This is a genomic window from Microcystis sp. M_QC_C_20170808_M3Col (assembly GCF_007095505.1).
GTDB lineage: Bacteria > Cyanobacteriota > Cyanobacteriia > Cyanobacteriales > Microcystaceae > Microcystis.
In genome coordinates, this window is the sequence record NZ_SFBY01000189.1 from 1 (window position 1) to 16334 (window position 16334).

General features: G+C 42.7%; 12 protein-coding genes and 2 pseudogenes. 12 read left to right on the forward strand and 2 right to left on the reverse strand.

Features of this window, described 5'->3' with window-relative positions; translation table 11 throughout:
- From EWV84_RS08335 to EWV84_RS08390, 12 genes and pseudogenes are all read left to right on the forward strand, one after another.
- Positions 1–232: pseudogene (locus EWV84_RS08335) on the forward strand (Uma2 family endonuclease); the annotation flags it as partial.
- Positions 233–276: 44 nt separating this feature from the next.
- The gene (locus EWV84_RS08340) at positions 277–1344 is read left to right on the forward strand and encodes an NAD-dependent epimerase/dehydratase family protein (RefSeq protein WP_287077626.1); all 1068 of its coding nucleotides are present in this window, start codon (positions 277–279) and stop codon (positions 1342–1344) included.
- Between the two features lie 73 nt (positions 1345–1417).
- Positions 1418–2206 (forward strand): TylF/MycF/NovP-related O-methyltransferase, encoded by a 789-nt coding sequence (locus EWV84_RS08345; RefSeq protein ID WP_287077627.1) that lies wholly within the window; start codon positions 1418–1420, stop codon positions 2204–2206.
- Positions 2206–3024 carry a transketolase gene (locus EWV84_RS08350; RefSeq protein ID WP_287077628.1) on the forward strand — a complete coding sequence of 273 codons (819 nt, stop codon included), beginning with the start codon at positions 2206–2208 and terminating at the stop codon, positions 3022–3024. The genes EWV84_RS08345 and EWV84_RS08350 overlap by 1 nt, the downstream gene beginning before the upstream one ends.
- Positions 3021–3944, forward strand: coding sequence for a transketolase family protein (locus tag EWV84_RS08355; protein WP_287077629.1), 924 nt, complete (start codon positions 3021–3023; stop codon positions 3942–3944). Before EWV84_RS08350 ends, EWV84_RS08355 begins: the two co-directional genes overlap by 4 nt.
- A gap of 66 nt (positions 3945–4010) precedes the next feature.
- Complete coding sequence (locus EWV84_RS08360) at positions 4011–4388, forward strand: GtrA family protein (protein WP_287077630.1); 378 nt, start codon at positions 4011–4013, stop codon at positions 4386–4388.
- The gene (locus tag EWV84_RS08365) at positions 4388–5320 is read left to right on the forward strand and encodes a glycosyltransferase family 2 protein (protein ID WP_287077631.1); all 933 of its coding nucleotides are present in this window, start codon (positions 4388–4390) and stop codon (positions 5318–5320) included. Before EWV84_RS08360 ends, EWV84_RS08365 begins: the two co-directional genes overlap by 1 nt.
- A gap of 423 nt (positions 5321–5743) precedes the next feature.
- Complete coding sequence (locus EWV84_RS08370) at positions 5744–6013, forward strand: YciI family protein (protein WP_002762776.1); 270 nt, start codon at positions 5744–5746, stop codon at positions 6011–6013.
- Positions 6014–6088: 75 nt separating this feature from the next.
- A complete protein-coding gene (gene smc / locus EWV84_RS08375; protein ID WP_287077632.1) occupies positions 6089–9619 on the forward strand; it encodes a chromosome segregation protein SMC in 3531 nt (1176 codons plus the stop codon).
- Positions 9620–9945: 326 nt separating this feature from the next.
- The gene (locus EWV84_RS08380) at positions 9946–11526 is read left to right on the forward strand and encodes a photosystem II high light acclimation radical SAM protein (protein ID WP_287077633.1); all 1581 of its coding nucleotides are present in this window, start codon (positions 9946–9948) and stop codon (positions 11524–11526) included.
- 42 nt (positions 11527–11568) lie between these two features.
- Complete coding sequence (locus tag EWV84_RS08385) at positions 11569–13080, forward strand: WD40 repeat domain-containing protein (RefSeq protein ID WP_287077635.1); 1512 nt, start codon at positions 11569–11571, stop codon at positions 13078–13080.
- 180 nt (positions 13081–13260) lie between these two features.
- Positions 13261–15141: a DNA-directed RNA polymerase subunit gamma gene (locus tag EWV84_RS08390; protein WP_286826035.1), complete on the forward strand. Its 1881-nt coding sequence runs from the start codon at positions 13261–13263 to the stop codon at positions 15139–15141.
- Positions 15142–15181: 40 nt separating this feature from the next.
- On the opposite strand, the gene EWV84_RS08395 is transcribed toward EWV84_RS08390, so the two are convergent.
- Both EWV84_RS08395 and EWV84_RS08400 read right to left on the reverse strand, forming a co-directional pair.
- A complete protein-coding gene (locus EWV84_RS08395) occupies positions 15182–15598 on the reverse strand; it encodes a RidA family protein (RefSeq protein WP_287077634.1) in 417 nt (138 codons plus the stop codon).
- 125 nt (positions 15599–15723) lie between these two features.
- A pseudogene (locus EWV84_RS08400) lies at positions 15724–16191 on the reverse strand (endoribonuclease); the annotation flags it as partial.
- Positions 16192–16334 lie beyond the last annotated feature (143 nt).

The following is a 16334-nucleotide window of genomic DNA, read 5'->3' on the forward strand; positions in this document are numbered from 1 at the left end:
AATTTATGGGGATGAACAGGAGCCAATTACTTGGCTGCGTTGGGCAACACCAGAGGGGCAATTGCTCCCCACCATAGAGGAGTTGGCAGAGCAGGAAAAGCAACGAGCCGAGCAGGAAAAGCAACGCGCCGAACAGGAAAAGCAGCGAGCCGAGCAGGAAAAACTACGGGCTGAACGCTTGGCGGCAAAATTGCGATCGCTAGGGGTTGACATTGATGATAGTTTATTGTGATCCGTTATTTATCATAATGTCCATAGCTGGTGTAATATACTCTGATGACCAATCTTCTAACAAACGACTTAAATCATATTCTTGCCCATACTAAAACCCTGTGGGAAGAACTGCGGGGACAACGAATATTTATTACCGGAGGTACAGGCTTTTTTGGCTGTTGGTTATTAGAGAGTTTTATCTGGGCTAATGATCAGCTAGACTTAAAAGCATCGGCGGTTGTTTTAACCAGAAATCCTGATAGTTTCAGGCAAAAAGCTCCTCATTTAGCTACTCATCCCGCTATTCAATTCCATAGCGGTGATGTTAGGTCATTTGAGTTTCCTGAAGGTGAATTTTCTCACATTATCCACGCTGCAACGGATGCAAGTTCTCTAGTGCATCAAGAAAATCGTCTTTTTGTGCTGGATACTACAATACAAGGAACCCGACGAGTGCTAGATTTTGCGAAAAATTGTGGCACAAAAAAATTATTACTAACTAGCTCAGGAGCAATTTATGGTCAACAACCCTCAGATATAACTCATATTCCAGAAAGCTATCAAGGGGCGCCGGATGTGAGTTCTCCTAACTCCGTTTATGGAGAGGGAAAACGACTCGCAGAACTCTTGAGTGTCTTGTATGCTCAGGAGTATAATATAGGGGTAAAAATTGCCCGGTGTTTTGCTTTTGTTGGTCCCTATTTACCTTTAGATCAATCTTTTGCCATTGGCAACTTTATCAAAGACATTTTGGAGGGAAAGACGATTCATATTAAAGGAGATGGGACTCCCTATCGTTCCTATTTATATGCTTCAGATTTGATGATTTGGTTATGGACTATATTATTTAAGGGGGAGTCTTGTCGTACTTATAATGTGGGTTCAAATGTGGAAATCAACATTAAAGATACCGCCTTAGCAGTGGCGGAAATTGCTGGACACCCTAATTCTATCACTGTTGCTCAAGAACCAGTTGTAGGTCAACGGATTGCCAGATATGTACCCGCTACTGACAGAGCATTAAAAGAATTAGGACTCAAGTCAACGGTTGATTTACCCACCGGGATTAAAAAAACCCTTGCATGGTATCAACAATTTACTAATGCCGAATCTGTTAATCGGAGAACTTGAAGAAAATTCTAACTTTTCCTCAAATGCCATTGACTTTTGAAACTCAAAATTATTCTCAAATAGGAGCAATAAAGTGAATTTAGAAAAACCCTCATCATTGAGTCAACTAGGACATCATTCCACTAAGTACAGTCAACAAGAAAAAAGTATTCCCGATGATTTGGCTAGAACCTTTGAAGGATCTGGGTTGCCTATAACCCAGCGCCTCTCAACATTTACTCGCCATGTACGTCGCCAAGACATTGCCCGATTTTTAACGAAATGGGAAATTTTCAAACTTAGCCTCCCGGCTAATGGCAGTATTGTTGAATGTGGAGTGTTTGGAGGTGGTGGTTTGATGTCTTGGCATCATTTTTCTGCAATTTCTGAACCCTATAATCATACTCGAAAAGTAATCGGATTTGATACATTTGAGGGGTTTCCTTTACTGCATGAAAAAGATCTAGAAACAGGGTCTTCAGAACATTTAAAAGAAGGAGCGTTTAAAACTTCAGATAATATTATCAATGAACTGCAATCTTTGGTTGACATACACGATAAAAACCGTCCTTTAGGACATATTGCTAAAGTAGAATTAGTAGCTGGCGACGCTTGTCAAACTATTCCCAAATATGTTGATGATAATCCTCATTTGCTCATCAGCCTTCTCTACTTAGATTTTGATATTTATAAACCTACTAAAGTAGCCATTGAATATCTCTACCCTCGAGTTGTTAAGGGTGGTATTATTGCTTTTGATGAGCTAAACTGCGTTGAATTTCCAGGTGAAACTACTGCGCTCTTAGAAAGCTTAGACCTACGGATGGTTAAACTCTGTCGTTTTCCTTATGATCCTTATATTTCCTACTTTGTCAAAGAGTAATGATTCAAGCAAACACAATCAAACAATTAGCTCAATCAATCCGCCTTCAGTCTTTGCGAATGGTTCATCGAGCTAATGCCTCTCACATTGGCAGTTGCTTAAGTATGGCTGATTTATTAGCCGTACTATATGGCAACATTCTCCGAATTGATCCGACTAACCCAAATTGGCCAGACCGCGATCGATTTATTCTCAGTAAAGGTCATAGTGCGGCTATTCTCTACGCGGTACTGGCTGAAAGGGGATTTTTTCCCCTAGAATGGCTAGAAACTTATTGTCAAGATGGTTCTAAGTTAACTGGTCATATCAGTCATTATCTACCCGGAATAGAAGCTTCTACAGGGTCTTTAGGTCATGGTTTACCTATCGGTTGTGGTATAGCTTTAGCTGGTAAACGTGAAGATAAACCCTACCGAGTTTTTGTTCTAGTTAGTGATGGGGAAATGGACGAAGGCTCAAATTGGGAATCAATCTTATTTGCGCCTCAGCATCAACTCGATAACCTAGTTGTTATTGTGGACTATAACAAAATTCAGAGTTTTGGCACGGTCCAAGAAGTGCTTGACCTTGAACCCTTAACAGCTAAATTCCAGGCATTTCGTTGGTCAGTGCGAGAAATTGACGGTCATAATTTCCAGCAGATTGAAGACGCTTTCAATAGTGTTCCTTTTGAAAAGGGAAAACCTAGCTGTATTATTGCTCATACAGTCAAAGGAAAAGGAGTCAGTTTTATGGAAAATCAACTGGCTTGGCATTACAAGTCACCGAATCAAGAACAACTAGAACAAGCCGTAGCAGAAATTGAGGGGAAATCATGAGAACAGCTTTTATCAATACGCTTTGTGAAATAGCTAAGAAAGATGAGCGGATTTGGCTTCTTTGTGGAGACTTAGGCTATTCTGTTCTCGAAGGATTTGCCAGCCAATTTCCTCAACGATTTGTGAATGTGGGTATTGCCGAACAAAACATGATCGGCATAGCTGCGGGTCTAGCAATGTGTGGCAAAATCGTCTTTGTCTATTCTATTGTCAATTTTCCGATCATGCGATGTTTTGAACAGATTCGCAATGATGTCTGTTATCACAATCTCAATGTTAATATTGTTGCTGTTGGTGGTGGCCTGACCTACGGTTCTCTGGGTTATACTCATCATGGCATGGAAGATTTAGCGGTGATGAGAGTGTTACCTAATATGACGGTTATCGCTCCAGGAGATCCTCTAGAAGCTAAATTAGCTACTCAAGCTATTGTTAACCTATCTAGTCCGTGTTATTTAAGATTAGGGAAAGCCGGTGAGCCTCAAGTTCACTCCAGGGAACCTCAGTTTGAAATTGGTAAGGCAATCGAGTTACAGTCGGGAACAGATTTGACCTTAATCAGTATAGGGGGAATGCTAGATTTAACCGTTAAAGCGGCTGAAAAACTGACGATGCAGGGTTATTCTATTGAAGTTTTGAGTATGCCGACTCTCTACCCTCTAGATGAACAATCTATCTTACAATCGGCTCAAAAGACTAAGAAGATAATCACCCTAGAAGAACATGGAATTGGCGGTTTAGGAAGTGCAGTTGCCGAGGTTCTGGCACAGTCCGGTGAATCAGTGAAATTTAGTCCTTTAAGGTTAAAAAGAGAGGCCGTGAAAACCGCTGGTAGTCAAACAGTTTTACGTTCCCAACAAGGACTTGATTTGGATGGCATTGTGCAATCGGCTCTGGCCATGCTACAAAGAGTGTATTAGCCATTTTACAGGTGAGGAAAAGGTAAAGACCAATGTAATCACTAATTGTCAAAATAAACTTGAAAAATGTATCTGTTCCAAAAAAGTAAATTTGTTAGATTTTTGTTAGTGGGGGTAATTAATACCTTATTTGGTTATTCGGTGTTTGCCTTGCTGATCTGTCTGGGATTAGATTATCGCTATTCCTTACTGATCGCTACTATTTGCGGGGTATTATTCAACTTTAAAACTATCGGGGCTATCGTTTTTAAAGACCAAAATAACCGACTACTAGCTCGCTTTATTGGTGTTTATTTAGTGATTTATTTATTAAACGCTGAATCCTTACGAATTGTCAAGATGCTAGGAATTAATATGTTAGTGGCACAAGCTATCTTAGTATTGCCTCTAGCAATTATTTCTTATTTTTTAAATAAAACCTTTGTTTTTAGAGGAAATAGATAATGAAGAAAATTACTATAATGACTCCTTGTTATAATGAAGAAGGAAATATTGAAGACCTTTACTTGCGAGTTAAAGAAGTCTTTAATCAGTTACCTAACTATGAGTATGAACATCTTTTTATCGATAACGCTTCCCAAGATAAAACTATAGATGAATTAAAAAAAATTGCTCAAAAAGACCCCGGGGTCAAGGTCATCGTTAATGCGAGAAATTTCGGTCCCGTTCGTTCTGTTTACTATGGTATTCTTCAGTGTTACGGAGATGCGGTTATTTTGATGGTAGCAGATTTGCAAGATCCTCCCGAATTAATCCTAGAATTTGTTAAGAAGTGGGAAGAAGGCTATAAAGTTGTTAAAGCGGTTAAAACTCCGATGAAAGAAGGAGCTTTTTTCTATTTTGCCAGACAAATTTTTTATTATTTAATGGATAATCTTTCAGATATAAAAGTTACTAGAAACTTTACAGGTTTCGGGTTATACGATCAGAAAGTCATCAATGTTCTACGAGAGATTAACGATCCCTATCCCTATTTTAGGGGACTCATTGAAGAGTTAGGTTTTGAAAGTTTCTCTTTTGAGTATCAACAACAACGACGAAAACGGGGTATTAGTAGTTACAACTTCTATCGATACTATAGCGAGGCGATGCTGGGAATTACCAGTCACTCGAGTGTTCCTTTGAGGATGGCTACATTTTTGGGTTTTGCTTTATCTCTCTTGAGTTTGGTAGTGGCGTTAGGTTATTTAATCGCCAAATTGTTGTTCTGGAATTATTTCCCTTTAGGAACCGCACCAATCATGGTTGGACTATTTTTACTCGCTTCTGTGCAACTATTTTTTATCGGCATTATTGGGGAATATATTGGCTTAATGCACATGAGAATTTTAAAAAGACCTTTAGTTGTCGAACGTGAAAGAATCAACTTTTATTAATCTATAACTGTCGAACCAATGCCCCGATTGATCATGGAAAATTTTGACTTACGCTTATCTTTATTAAGTAGGGAGGCACAATTATTTGTAGGATGGGTTAGCGGTAGCGTAACCCATGCGGGCGTTGGGTTTCATGCTTCAAACCAACCTACGTTCATCTTATATTTAATTCCACCCACCTACTTAAATACAATAGAAAACCTATCTGGATTAGCTAATCTATATATAGCGTTTTTCAGTCTAATGAGGTATAGTAAATCCATTGATAGATAGGCGTTTCAGCGTTTCAATCGGGACTCACTTCTGTGAAAACCGCTATAGTAAAATGTAGATTCTGTGTACCCCCCACTTTTCTAGATCTATTTAGTCTGATTGACGATTCGATCGTAAAATAGCAACAGATCAAGAGAGTACAGGTCAAATATGCCGAAATTTGTTATCTGGGGTAGTTATTGTGAAAACGTGCTGGAAAAACGCGCACCCTATCGTCAAGCGCATCTAGAGGGATTAAATCAACAGAAAGAACGGGGAATTCTCATTACCATCGGGCCAACGGCAGATTTAAGCCAAGTTTTCGGAATTTATCAGGCAGCCAGCGAGTCAGAAGTGCGGGAATTAATCGAAGCAGATCCCTACTGGCAAAATGGTATCTGGACAGAGTACCAAGTCAAGGAATGGATTCAAGCTATCTAAGGTAGCTATCAGCTATATTTTTCTATAAGGGTGTTGTCTTAAAGCTGACAGCTTTCCTACTTTTTGTTTATCGCCATGGTTTACATCAAAAAGGTCGAACTCTCACACTTCAAATCCTTCGGGGGAACAACTCCTATACCCTTTTTACCGGGGTTTACGGTGGTTTCTGGTCCAAATGGTTCAGGAAAGTCGAATATCCTCGACGCATTGTTATTTTGCTTGGGATTAGCTACTTCCAAGGGAATGCGGGCCGAAAGATTACCGGATTTAGTCAATCACAGCTATAACAGTCAACGTCATAGCACCGAAGCGAGTGTTTCGGTGACTTTTGATATTGCCGATATGACCGGCGCAACCGATAGGGATTGGACGGTTTCCCGACGCTTAAAAGTGGCTAAGGGTGGCAGCTATACTTCTACCTACTATATCAATGGGGAAACCTGTACGGTTAGCGAACTTCACGACCAGTTAAACCGTTTACGCATCTATCCCGAAGGGTACAACGTGGTGTTACAGGGGGACGTAACCCGAATTATCAGCATGAATGCCAAGGAAAGACGGGAAATTATCGACGAATTGGCAGGAGTAGCTGAATTTGACCGCAAAATTGAGAAAACTAAGGAGAATATCGATTCGGTTAAAGAAAGAGAAGAACGCTGCCAAATTATTGCCACAGAATTGCAAAAATCTCTGGAAAAATTAGCACTCGATCGCATTAAAGCCGAAAAATACCAAAAACTCAAGGCCCAAGTCCAAGAAAAACAACAATGGGAAATTGTCCTCCATTGGCAAAATCTCCAGCAGCGCTGCCAGCAAGTAAAAGAACAAATTCAAGCTGGGGAAAAGGAAAAACAGGTTTTAACCGAGACTATCGCCAATTTATCCGAACAAATCGCCCAAAATAGTCAAGAATTAGAGAAACTAAATCAACAGGTCAAAGCTTTCGGGGAAGATGAACACCTGTCCCTGACTTCCCGATTAGCGAGTCAACAGGCCAAACGACAACAACAGCAACAACGACAAAAAGAGTTAGAAAACCTCGAAAAAGAATCTCAGGCACAGAAAACCAGACTTTTAGAGGAAATTAATCGCTATAATCTCGAATTAAATCAGATTACTGCCCAAAAAAGCCGTTTAGAAACTGAAATTTTACCCAATCTCCTACTGACAACCCAAACCGCAAGGGAAACCCTAGAAAACCATCGTCTGCAAGCAAGTAGTCTCGCAGAAGCGTCAGAAGCTTGGGTAAAAGAACAAAGTGACCTTTCCCGCAATATTACCCGTCTTCAGGAACAATTAAACCCCTACCGTAGCCAACGAGCCCAATTGACCGAAAGATGCGATCGATTGCAAACTAATATAGTAGAAGCTGGTCAACGTCTGCAAGAATTAGAGCAAGTTATTAGCACAAAAACAGAAGAAAGTCAAGAAATATTACAAAAAATTAATCAATCGGAACCCGATATCCAAAATTTAGCCCAAAAACTCACCATTGCCGAACAAAATCGCGTCATCAGTCAGGACACCCAAAAACGTCTGCTAAAAGAACAACGGGACAAACAGAGGGAATTAGATAAACTGGAAGCGACCAAGCAAGCGCAACAGGAGGCCCAGGGAACCTATGCCACTCAAATATTATTACAGTCAGATTTGCCCGGAATCTGCGGATTAGTGGCACAATTGGGCGAAGTAGAGGAACGTTATCAAATTGCTCTGGAAATCGCCGCCGGAGGTCGTTTAGGTCATGTAGTCGTCCAAGATGATAGCGTCGCGGCTGCCGGAATTGCCTTACTAAAACAGCGTCGCATCGGTAGGGCCACTTTTTTACCCCTGAATAAAATTCGTCCTCCCCGTCCCCAGGATATTTCCTCTCTGCGTCATGCGCGGGGTTATCTGGATTTAGCGGTGAATTTAGTTAAGTTTCAATCCCAGTATCGGGAGGTTTTTAACTATATTTTTGGCAGTACGGTGGTTTTCGAGGATATAGATTCTGCCCGTTATTATATCAATCAATATCGTATTGTTACTTTGGATGGCGAGTTATTAGAGATGACTGGTGCTATGACCGGAGGCAGCCAACCGACGCGATCGGGGCTGCGTTTTGGTAAAATTTCTCCTAAGGAGTCTAGTGAAGCGGAATCTCTACGGGAAAGATTAGCAGAAATCGATCGCATTCTTACCCGCAACGAAGAAAAAATTACTCAAGTTAATAATCTTATCAGTCAGTTAACCCAACAGTTAACCGAAAGCCGTCAAAGTCATCGGGAAAATCAATTATCTCTACAACAATTAAGCAAGGATTTACAACGTTTAACCACAGAAAAAGAGGATTTAATCCGTCAATTATCAGGACAGCAAGAGGAAATTACTATTTCTCGTCAACGGTTAGAAGTATTAACCAGAGAAATTCCTGAGTTAGAGTTATCTTTACAGCAAGAACAGGAGAAATTAACTGCTTTAGAGGCCAATCATACCCATAGCGAATGGCAACAGGTACAGGGAATAATTCGCGCTCAAGAATTAGAGTTACAAACCCAAGAAAATCACCTCGCTACAGTCCGCGAACAGTTAAAAGATTTACAAAATCAACAAATCAGACTAGAGGAAAAAAGTCAAGAGTCTGGGGATAGAATTATTGAGGTTGACAAGATAATTACCGATGCAGTTAATCAGAGAAATATCGGTAATCTGGAGATAGAAAAACTTGATCGCCATATTTTAGAAATCAATCAAGCTTTACAACAATTATCGCAACAACTGGGGGAAACCAAGCAAAAAAGAGACCAATTAGAGACAGTTTTGCGACAACAACAAAACCAACAACAACAGGCTATCTGGCAATCGGAAAAGTTAGTCAACAATCAAGAGGAAAGACAAGCATTACTAACCACTTTACAGACAGAAATTAGTCAACTAGAAAGCGACTTACCCAATCCCTTGCCCGAAATTCCCGAAAGTGAGCGAGATTTCGAGAAAATTCAAAGCGATATTCGGCAGTTACAAAAGAAATTGGAAGCTTTAGAACCTGTGAATATGTTAGCTTTAGAAGAACACCAAAAAACTAAAGAGAGATTGGATGAACTATCAGAAAAACTACAAACCTTAGAAGGAGAAAGAACCGAACTACTTTTACGGATAGAAAACTTTACCACCCTCAGATTTAATGCTTTTCAGGAAGCATTTACGGCTGTTAACGAAAACTTTAAGACTATATTTGCTACCCTGTCCGATGGTGATGGTTACTTACAACTAGAAGACGAAAATGACCCCTTTAATGGTGGCTTAAATCTGGTGGCACATCCGAAAGGAAAACCGGTACAGCGATTAAGTTCCATGTCTGGAGGTGAAAAATCTTTAACCGCTTTAAGCTTTATTTTTTCCCTACAAAGATATCGTCCTTCTCCCTTTTATGCGTTTGATGAAGTGGATATGTTTTTAGATGGGGCCAATGTAGAGAAATTGGCCAAAATGATTCAAAAACAAGCACAACAAGCGCAATTTATTGTCGTTAGTTTGCGTCGGCCGATGATTGAAGCATCAGAAAGAACCATCGGTGTCACCCAAGCGCGGGGAACCCATACACAGGTACTAGGAATTAAAGTTTAACCTAAGACGCAAGTGGGGTGTAGGGTGTGGGGTGTAGGGTGTGGGGTGTAGGGTGTAGGGTGTGGGGTGTAGGGTGTGGGGTGTGGGGTGTGGGGTGTGGGGTGTAGGGTGTAGGGTGTGGGGTGTGGGGTGTGAGGTGTGGGGTGTAGGGAGTGGGGAAGTGGGGAAGTGGGGTGTGGGGAAAATAAGTAAAATAATCTCCTGAATCCTGACTCCTAACCCTAGGAACAGCAAACCCTACTTATAACCTTTTCCTAGACAAGCCGGACAAAGTTAAGTTATGTTAAGATTACTCAGAATGCGTCCTCGTCCCCTTCAGAAATCTCATGACTCAACCGCAAGCACAACGCATCCTCTACGTTAGACTCCCCTGTAACCCAATTTTCCCCATCGGTGTCGTTTACCTTTCCGACCACGTTCATAAACTCTTCCCCGACATCGAACAAAGAATCTTTGACCTTGGCACCGTCCCCCCCTTAGACTTTAACCAGGCACTCGATCGCTGTGTTGACGAATTTCGGCCCACCCTGCTAGTATTCTCCTGGCGGGATATTCAAATATATGCTCCCGTCGGTGGTCGCGGTGGCAATCCCCTGCAAAACGCCTTTGAATTTTACTACGCTAAAAACCCCCTAATCAAGCTGCGAGGTGCTTTAGGAGGTTTAAAGGTGACAACAGCCTACTACGGCGAATTATGGCGCAATCAGGGACTAATTCGCCGAGGGTTGCAGCGGGCCAAAAAATACCATCCCGAAGCGCGAGTTATCGTCGGGGGTGGTGCCGTCAGTGTTTTCTACGAACAACTAAAAACCAAACTGCCCACAGGAACAATTGTATCAGTGGGAGAAGGGGAAACCCTGCTAGAAAAATTCCTCTCCGGCCGGGACTTTAGCGATGAACGTTGTTATGTCGTCGGAGAAACCACACCCCGGCCGCGTTTAATCCACGAATCCCCCACCCCCTTAGAAAAATCCGCTTGTAACTACGACTATATCGCCAGTATTTGGCCGGAATTTTCCTACTATTTCCAAGAAAACGACTTTTATATCGGGGTACAAACCAAGCGCGGCTGTCCCCATAACTGCTGCTACTGCATCTATACCGTCGTCGAAGGTAAACAAGTACGCATTAATCCAGCAGACGAAGTAGTTAAGGAAATGCGCCAATTATACGACCGCGGCATTCGCAATTTCTGGTTTACCGATGCCCAATTTATCCCCGCCAGAAAATTTATCGACGATGTAGAAGAACTATTAGAAAAAATCCTCGCTGCCGGGATGAAAGATATACGTTGGGCTGCCTATATTCGTGCCGATAATCTCACCCCAAAACTATGCGATTTAATGGTAAAAACAGGCATGAATTACTTTGAAATTGGCATCACCGCTGGCTCTCAGGAATTAGTCCGCAAAATGCGTATGGGCTATAATTTGCGGACAGTTCTGCAAAATTGTCGAGACTTAAAAGCGGCTGGTTTTAATGATCTGGTTTCGGTAAATTATTCCTTTAATGTTATTGATGAAACCCTAGAAACTATTCGTCAAACCATCGCCTATCATCGAGAATTAGAAAATATTTTTGGAGTCGATAAAGTGGAACCAGCCATCTTTTTTATCGGACTACAACCCCACACCCATCTAGAAGAATACGCCCTCAAAAAAGAAATTATTAAACCCGACTATGATCCCATGAGTTTAATGCCCTGGACAGCCAAAAAACTGCTCTGGAATCCTGAACCTTTGGGGTCATTTTTGGGCGAAGTTTGTCTGCAAGCATGGCGACAAAATCCCGATGATTTTGGACGGGAAGTGCTGAAAATTTTGGAAGCAAGACTAGGGAAGGCCGATTTAGAATCCGCTTTAACCGCACCGATAGAAACGAAGGAAAAGGTCTTAACTCCTGCTTAAAAATTAATTTTAGTCAATCCCAAGGCAGCAATTAGCGTTAGCATAAGTCTGAAATCAGGAGATAATAAATTCTTCTTTACCGGTAACTGCAAAATGACCGACCATCGCCCCCATTGGCTAGAATTAGCGGAATATATCGCCCTAGGATTAACCCTGCTTACCCTTATGGCCATGGGTGCGGGGTTTTTGCTTTTATTCCTCCTAGTAGTGACTTTCGGGTTGAATATTCTCAATCGTCTCCGAGAAAGAACCCTGCAACGTCAACGCTTAACTGAGATGACCGGTCAATTACAGAGTCAGTGGGAAGAAGAAAAAGAAGCTTTATCAGCACAAATACAGTCCCTCAGTCCCGCGGTGGCCAGGGATAACGCCCGTGCAATCGCAGAATTAGAGGAGAATATTCTCGCCCTCGAACAGTCCTACAATCAAATTATTCAATATATCAACCGTAACGCGCTGCTCGAACGCATCGAACATCTGGAAAAATCCTACGGTCGCTTACACAGAGAGATTTTGCCGATTAACGAAGAATCGGCGGATATTAGCGCAACAAAAGCGGAAAATGAGCCACAAATCACCCTACCCGCCCTTAATTTAACTCCCACTTCCCCCCCCGTCGATATACCCCATTGGCACTATTATCGCCGTCTGACCGCCCATCGGGAAATGATCACAGCGATCGCAATTACCGAGGATCAACGGTTTTTAATTAGCGTTAGTTGGGATCGTACCCTAAAAATCTGGGATTTTGCGAGAGGAACCCTGATTAATACGGTTGAAGCTCATGATCAGGGCATTTTAGCCCTAGCAGTCACCAGAAACGGCGATTATCATCTAGCGACGGGAGGATTCGATCAAACCGTTAAATTATGGACTTTAGCCAGCGATGCCAGTAATCTGGAATTAGAGCAAATTTTCCTCGGTCATCTCGGTTCGATTCACGGCCTGGATTTTGCCCCCCGTTGGCATTTTTTGGTTAGTGGTAGTTACGATCAAACCCTAAAACAGTGGAATTTAGAGCAGGAAACCGAAGAATTTAGTTCCTATGACAGTCTGGGGGCAATTTATGCCCTAGCAGTGGCTCCTAATCAAGATTTTATTGCCGCAGCTGGAGGTGATGGCACTGTCACCCTCTGGCAATTGGGATCGGGAGCAAAAATCGCCGTCTTATCCGGTAACGTTTCTTCGGTGCAGAGTCTTGCAATCGCTGCCGATGGTCAGATTATTGCCGCCGGTTGTGTGGATGGTACGGTGAAAATCTGGCAATACGACCCGGAGAAAAGCGGTCATTTTGCGCCAATTCGGGTGATCAATGCCCATAATGGTCAGGTGACAAGCTTGCTATTCGCAGAGGAGGGTCAATGGTTATTTACGGGGGGAACCGACGGAGAGATTAAAATCTGGTTAGCCAATTATCAACAGGCGATCGCAACTCTCACCGCCACCAATGAGCGATCATCGCCGATCTCCAGTTTAGTTCTCAGCCCCGATTATTGCCACCTAGCGGCGGCCGCGGCCGACGGCAGCATCACCATCTGGGAAAATATCACTTAATGGTCGATCGAACTAGAAAAATTGTATAATGTAATGTCCCGGACTCGGTCGGGCCAGTTTGACCCAAAGAAAAAGTGACTGAGTTAACTGTCGTTTCTGCCTAATAGTTGTCATCGGGGCATCGAGAACGCGAGAGCGATCGCTTATCCCAGAATCATTACCCATAGTAAAAAATTCAGAATGAAGACTCCAACAGATCAAAGATTTGATTACGTCAAAATCGGTTTAGCGTCCCCCGAGAGAATTCGGCAATGGGGAGAAAGAACCCTACCTAACGGTCAAGTCGTCGGAGAAGTAACCAAACCAGAAACGATCAACTATCGGACTCTCAAACCGGAAATGGATGGGTTATTCTGCGAGAAAATTTTTGGCCCCTCGAAAGACTGGGAATGTTGGTGTGGTAAATACAAACGCGTCCGTCACCGGGGGATTGTCTGTGAACGTTGCGGGGTAGAAGTCACCGAGTCCCGGGTACGTCGTCATCGCATGGGTTTTATCAAATTAGCCGCCCCCGTCACCCACGTTTGGTATCTTAAAGGTATTCCCAGTTATCTCAGTATCCTGCTCGATATGCCCCTGCGGGACGTGGAGCAAATCGTCTATTTTAATGCCTATGTGGTTCTCGATCCGGGTAATGCGAGCAATCTTAGTTATAAACAACTCCTCAGCGAAGATCAATGGTTAGAGATCGAAGAAGAAATCTACGCAGAGGATTCGGAATTAGTCGGTATTGAAGTGGGGATCGGGGCCGAGGCTATCCAAAGACTCTTACAGGAAATTAACCTGGAAGAAGAAGCGGAAAGACTGCGGACGGAAATTGTCGAAAGTAAGGGGCAAAAACGGGCAAAATTAATTAAACGTCTCCGGGTAATCGATAACTTTATCGCCACGGGTTCTCAGGCAGAATGGATGGTTTTAAGCGTAATTCCCGTGATTCCCCCCGATTTACGCCCGATGGTGCAGTTGGACGGCGGCCGTTTTGCCACCTCTGACCTGAACGATCTCTACCGTCGGGTGATTAACCGCAATAACCGTTTATCCCGTCTGCAAGAAATTCTCGCCCCCGAAATTATCGTCCGCAACGAAAAACGGATGTTACAGGAGGCCGTCGATGCTTTAATTGATAACGGTCGTCGTGGTCGCACGGTGGTGGGAGCCAATAATCGCGCCCTGAAGTCTTTATCGGATATTATCGAGGGTAAACAGGGGCGTTTCCGTCAAAATCTCCTCGGTAAACGGGTGGACTATTCGGGACGTTCGGTTATCGTTGTCGGTCCGAAATTGAAGATCTATCAATGCGGTTTACCCAGGGAAATGGCGATCGAATTGTTCCAACCCTTCGTTATCCATCGTTTAATTAAATTAGGCATCGTCAATAATATCAAGGCGGCCAAGAAAATGATCCAACGGGGGGATGTCAACGTTTGGCACGTCTTGGATGAAGTGATCACGGGACACCCGGTGATGTTAAACCGCGCCCCCACCCTGCACCGTTTGGGCATTCAAGCGTTTGAACCGATATTGGTGGAGGGCCGGGCGATTCAGTTACATCCCCTCGTCTGTCCCGCTTTTAACGCTGACTTTGACGGGGACCAAATGGCCGTACATATTCCCCTCTCCCTGGAAGCACAATCGGAAGCGCGCTTATTGATGTTAGCTTGTCATAATATTCTCTCACCGGCGACCGGTCGTCCGATTGTTGCCCCTTCTCAGGATATGGTTTTGGGTTGTTATTATCTCACGGCCGAAAATCCCAAGGCCCAAAAGGGTGGAGGTCGTTATTTCGCCAGCATGGATGACGCTATTCGCTCTTTCGATCAGGGATTGGTGGATCTGCACGCTTCTGTGTGGTTGCGTTTACCTGTCGGAGAAAAGGTGAAAACCAATAAACCCGATGAGGAAGTCCTGGAAACGGAAACTCTCCCCGATGGCAGCATCTGGAAATATTATCGGGAGCGCAAAACCCGCGAGAAGGATGGTCAGATAATTTCCCAGTATGTGCGTACTACTGTAGGGCGAATTATCTACAATAAGACGATTCTAGAAGCTTTGGTGGTCTAGAGAGAGATTGAACTAGGGTGGGCATTGCCCACCTTAATTTTTAGGGTAAAGCGGCAATACATTCTATTTCCACTAGCACATCTTTGGGAAGACGGGCCACTTCCACACAGGCCCGGGCCGGCGCAGTTTCCGGGGGGAAATAACGGGCATAAACTTGATTCATTGCCCCGAAATTGGCTAAATCCGAGAGAAAGACGGTAGTTTTCACCACATTTGACCAATTGGCTCCCGCGGCGGTTAAAATGCCCTCTAGATTGGCCATAACTTGTTCGGTTTGGGCGCTAATTTCCCCGGAGACGATTTCACCCGTGACGGGATCTAGGGGAATTTGTCCCGCAACAAAGAGAAAAGGACCATTAGCGGCGATCGCTTGATTATAGGGACCCACAGGGGCCGGAGCTTTATCAGTACGGATGACCTGATTATTCATGGGCAGGATAGTTAAAAAAGATAACATTGAATCAATTGAATATTTTCCCAGTTTTTCGAGCGCTTACAGTTAATTTTCGCTGGTTAGGGGGTTTAATTTTGACTGATTGTCTTTGTTGAAGGTGCGCTAAAAGCGATCCTGTGAGAAATAAGTCAACAGTTATGACGTTGCAATTCTGCATCTAACTCTGTTAACAAAGCATATATTCTATCAAAATTATATTTAGTTTTAGAAGGAGCGTCATAAGTTGTCAAAGTACCTTTAGTATGAGTATGAGCAGCTTGATTGCGACTTCTCTTTAGATTAACAAGATAACCTTTTAAAGCACTGATTTTACCAGTTGTTTCTAACTGTTCTTCGATTTTTTCTAATGTTGCTAAACCAATAACCATCATCAACATTTTTCTAAAAGCTTCATATTCAAAACTATTAGTATTATGAACAGTCTTATCGATGAATTTTTTGTTAGCTGGGGACTTTAAGCATCGTTTAGCACATCTTAAAACTATATCATCCATAGTTTCCTCGATCCAGCCACATAATTCTATGAGAGCTAGTTTAGAATAAAAAATTTTTTGATCATCAGTTGTAGAGTCATTATAGAGTTTATCAAGCCTGTTTAGCGTCTTGAATAAATAACTTTTAGGGCTCTTCGTTACCCTTTATGCTAAATCAACAGACAAGATGCCAAGACAACATACTTCTAACCCAAAAATTCCGAAAGTTTCTAAAGCCATAGGCTCTCCGTTTTATTAGTTTAAGT

Coding starts and splice junctions, on each gene's coding strand:
- EWV84_RS08370 (WP_002762776.1), top strand. CDS start 5,744: ATGCCGAAATTTGTTATCTGGGGTAGTTATTGTGAAAACGTGCTGGAA.
- EWV84_RS08355 (WP_287077629.1), top strand. CDS start 3,021: ATGAGAACAGCTTTTATCAATACGCTTTGTGAAATAGCTAAGAAAGAT.
- EWV84_RS08390 (WP_286826035.1), top strand. CDS start 13,261: ATGAAGACTCCAACAGATCAAAGATTTGATTACGTCAAAATCGGTTTA.
- EWV84_RS08365 (WP_287077631.1), top strand. CDS start 4,388: ATGAAGAAAATTACTATAATGACTCCTTGTTATAATGAAGAAGGAAAT.
- smc (WP_287077632.1), top strand. CDS start 6,089: ATGGTTTACATCAAAAAGGTCGAACTCTCACACTTCAAATCCTTCGGG.
- EWV84_RS08380 (WP_287077633.1), top strand. CDS start 9,946: ATGACTCAACCGCAAGCACAACGCATCCTCTACGTTAGACTCCCCTGT.
- EWV84_RS08395 (WP_287077634.1), bottom strand. CDS start 15,598: ATGTTATCTTTTTTAACTATCCTGCCCATGAATAATCAGGTCATCCGT.
- EWV84_RS08340 (WP_287077626.1), top strand. CDS start 277: ATGACCAATCTTCTAACAAACGACTTAAATCATATTCTTGCCCATACT.
- EWV84_RS08350 (WP_287077628.1), top strand. CDS start 2,206: ATGATTCAAGCAAACACAATCAAACAATTAGCTCAATCAATCCGCCTT.
- EWV84_RS08360 (WP_287077630.1), top strand. CDS start 4,011: ATGTATCTGTTCCAAAAAAGTAAATTTGTTAGATTTTTGTTAGTGGGG.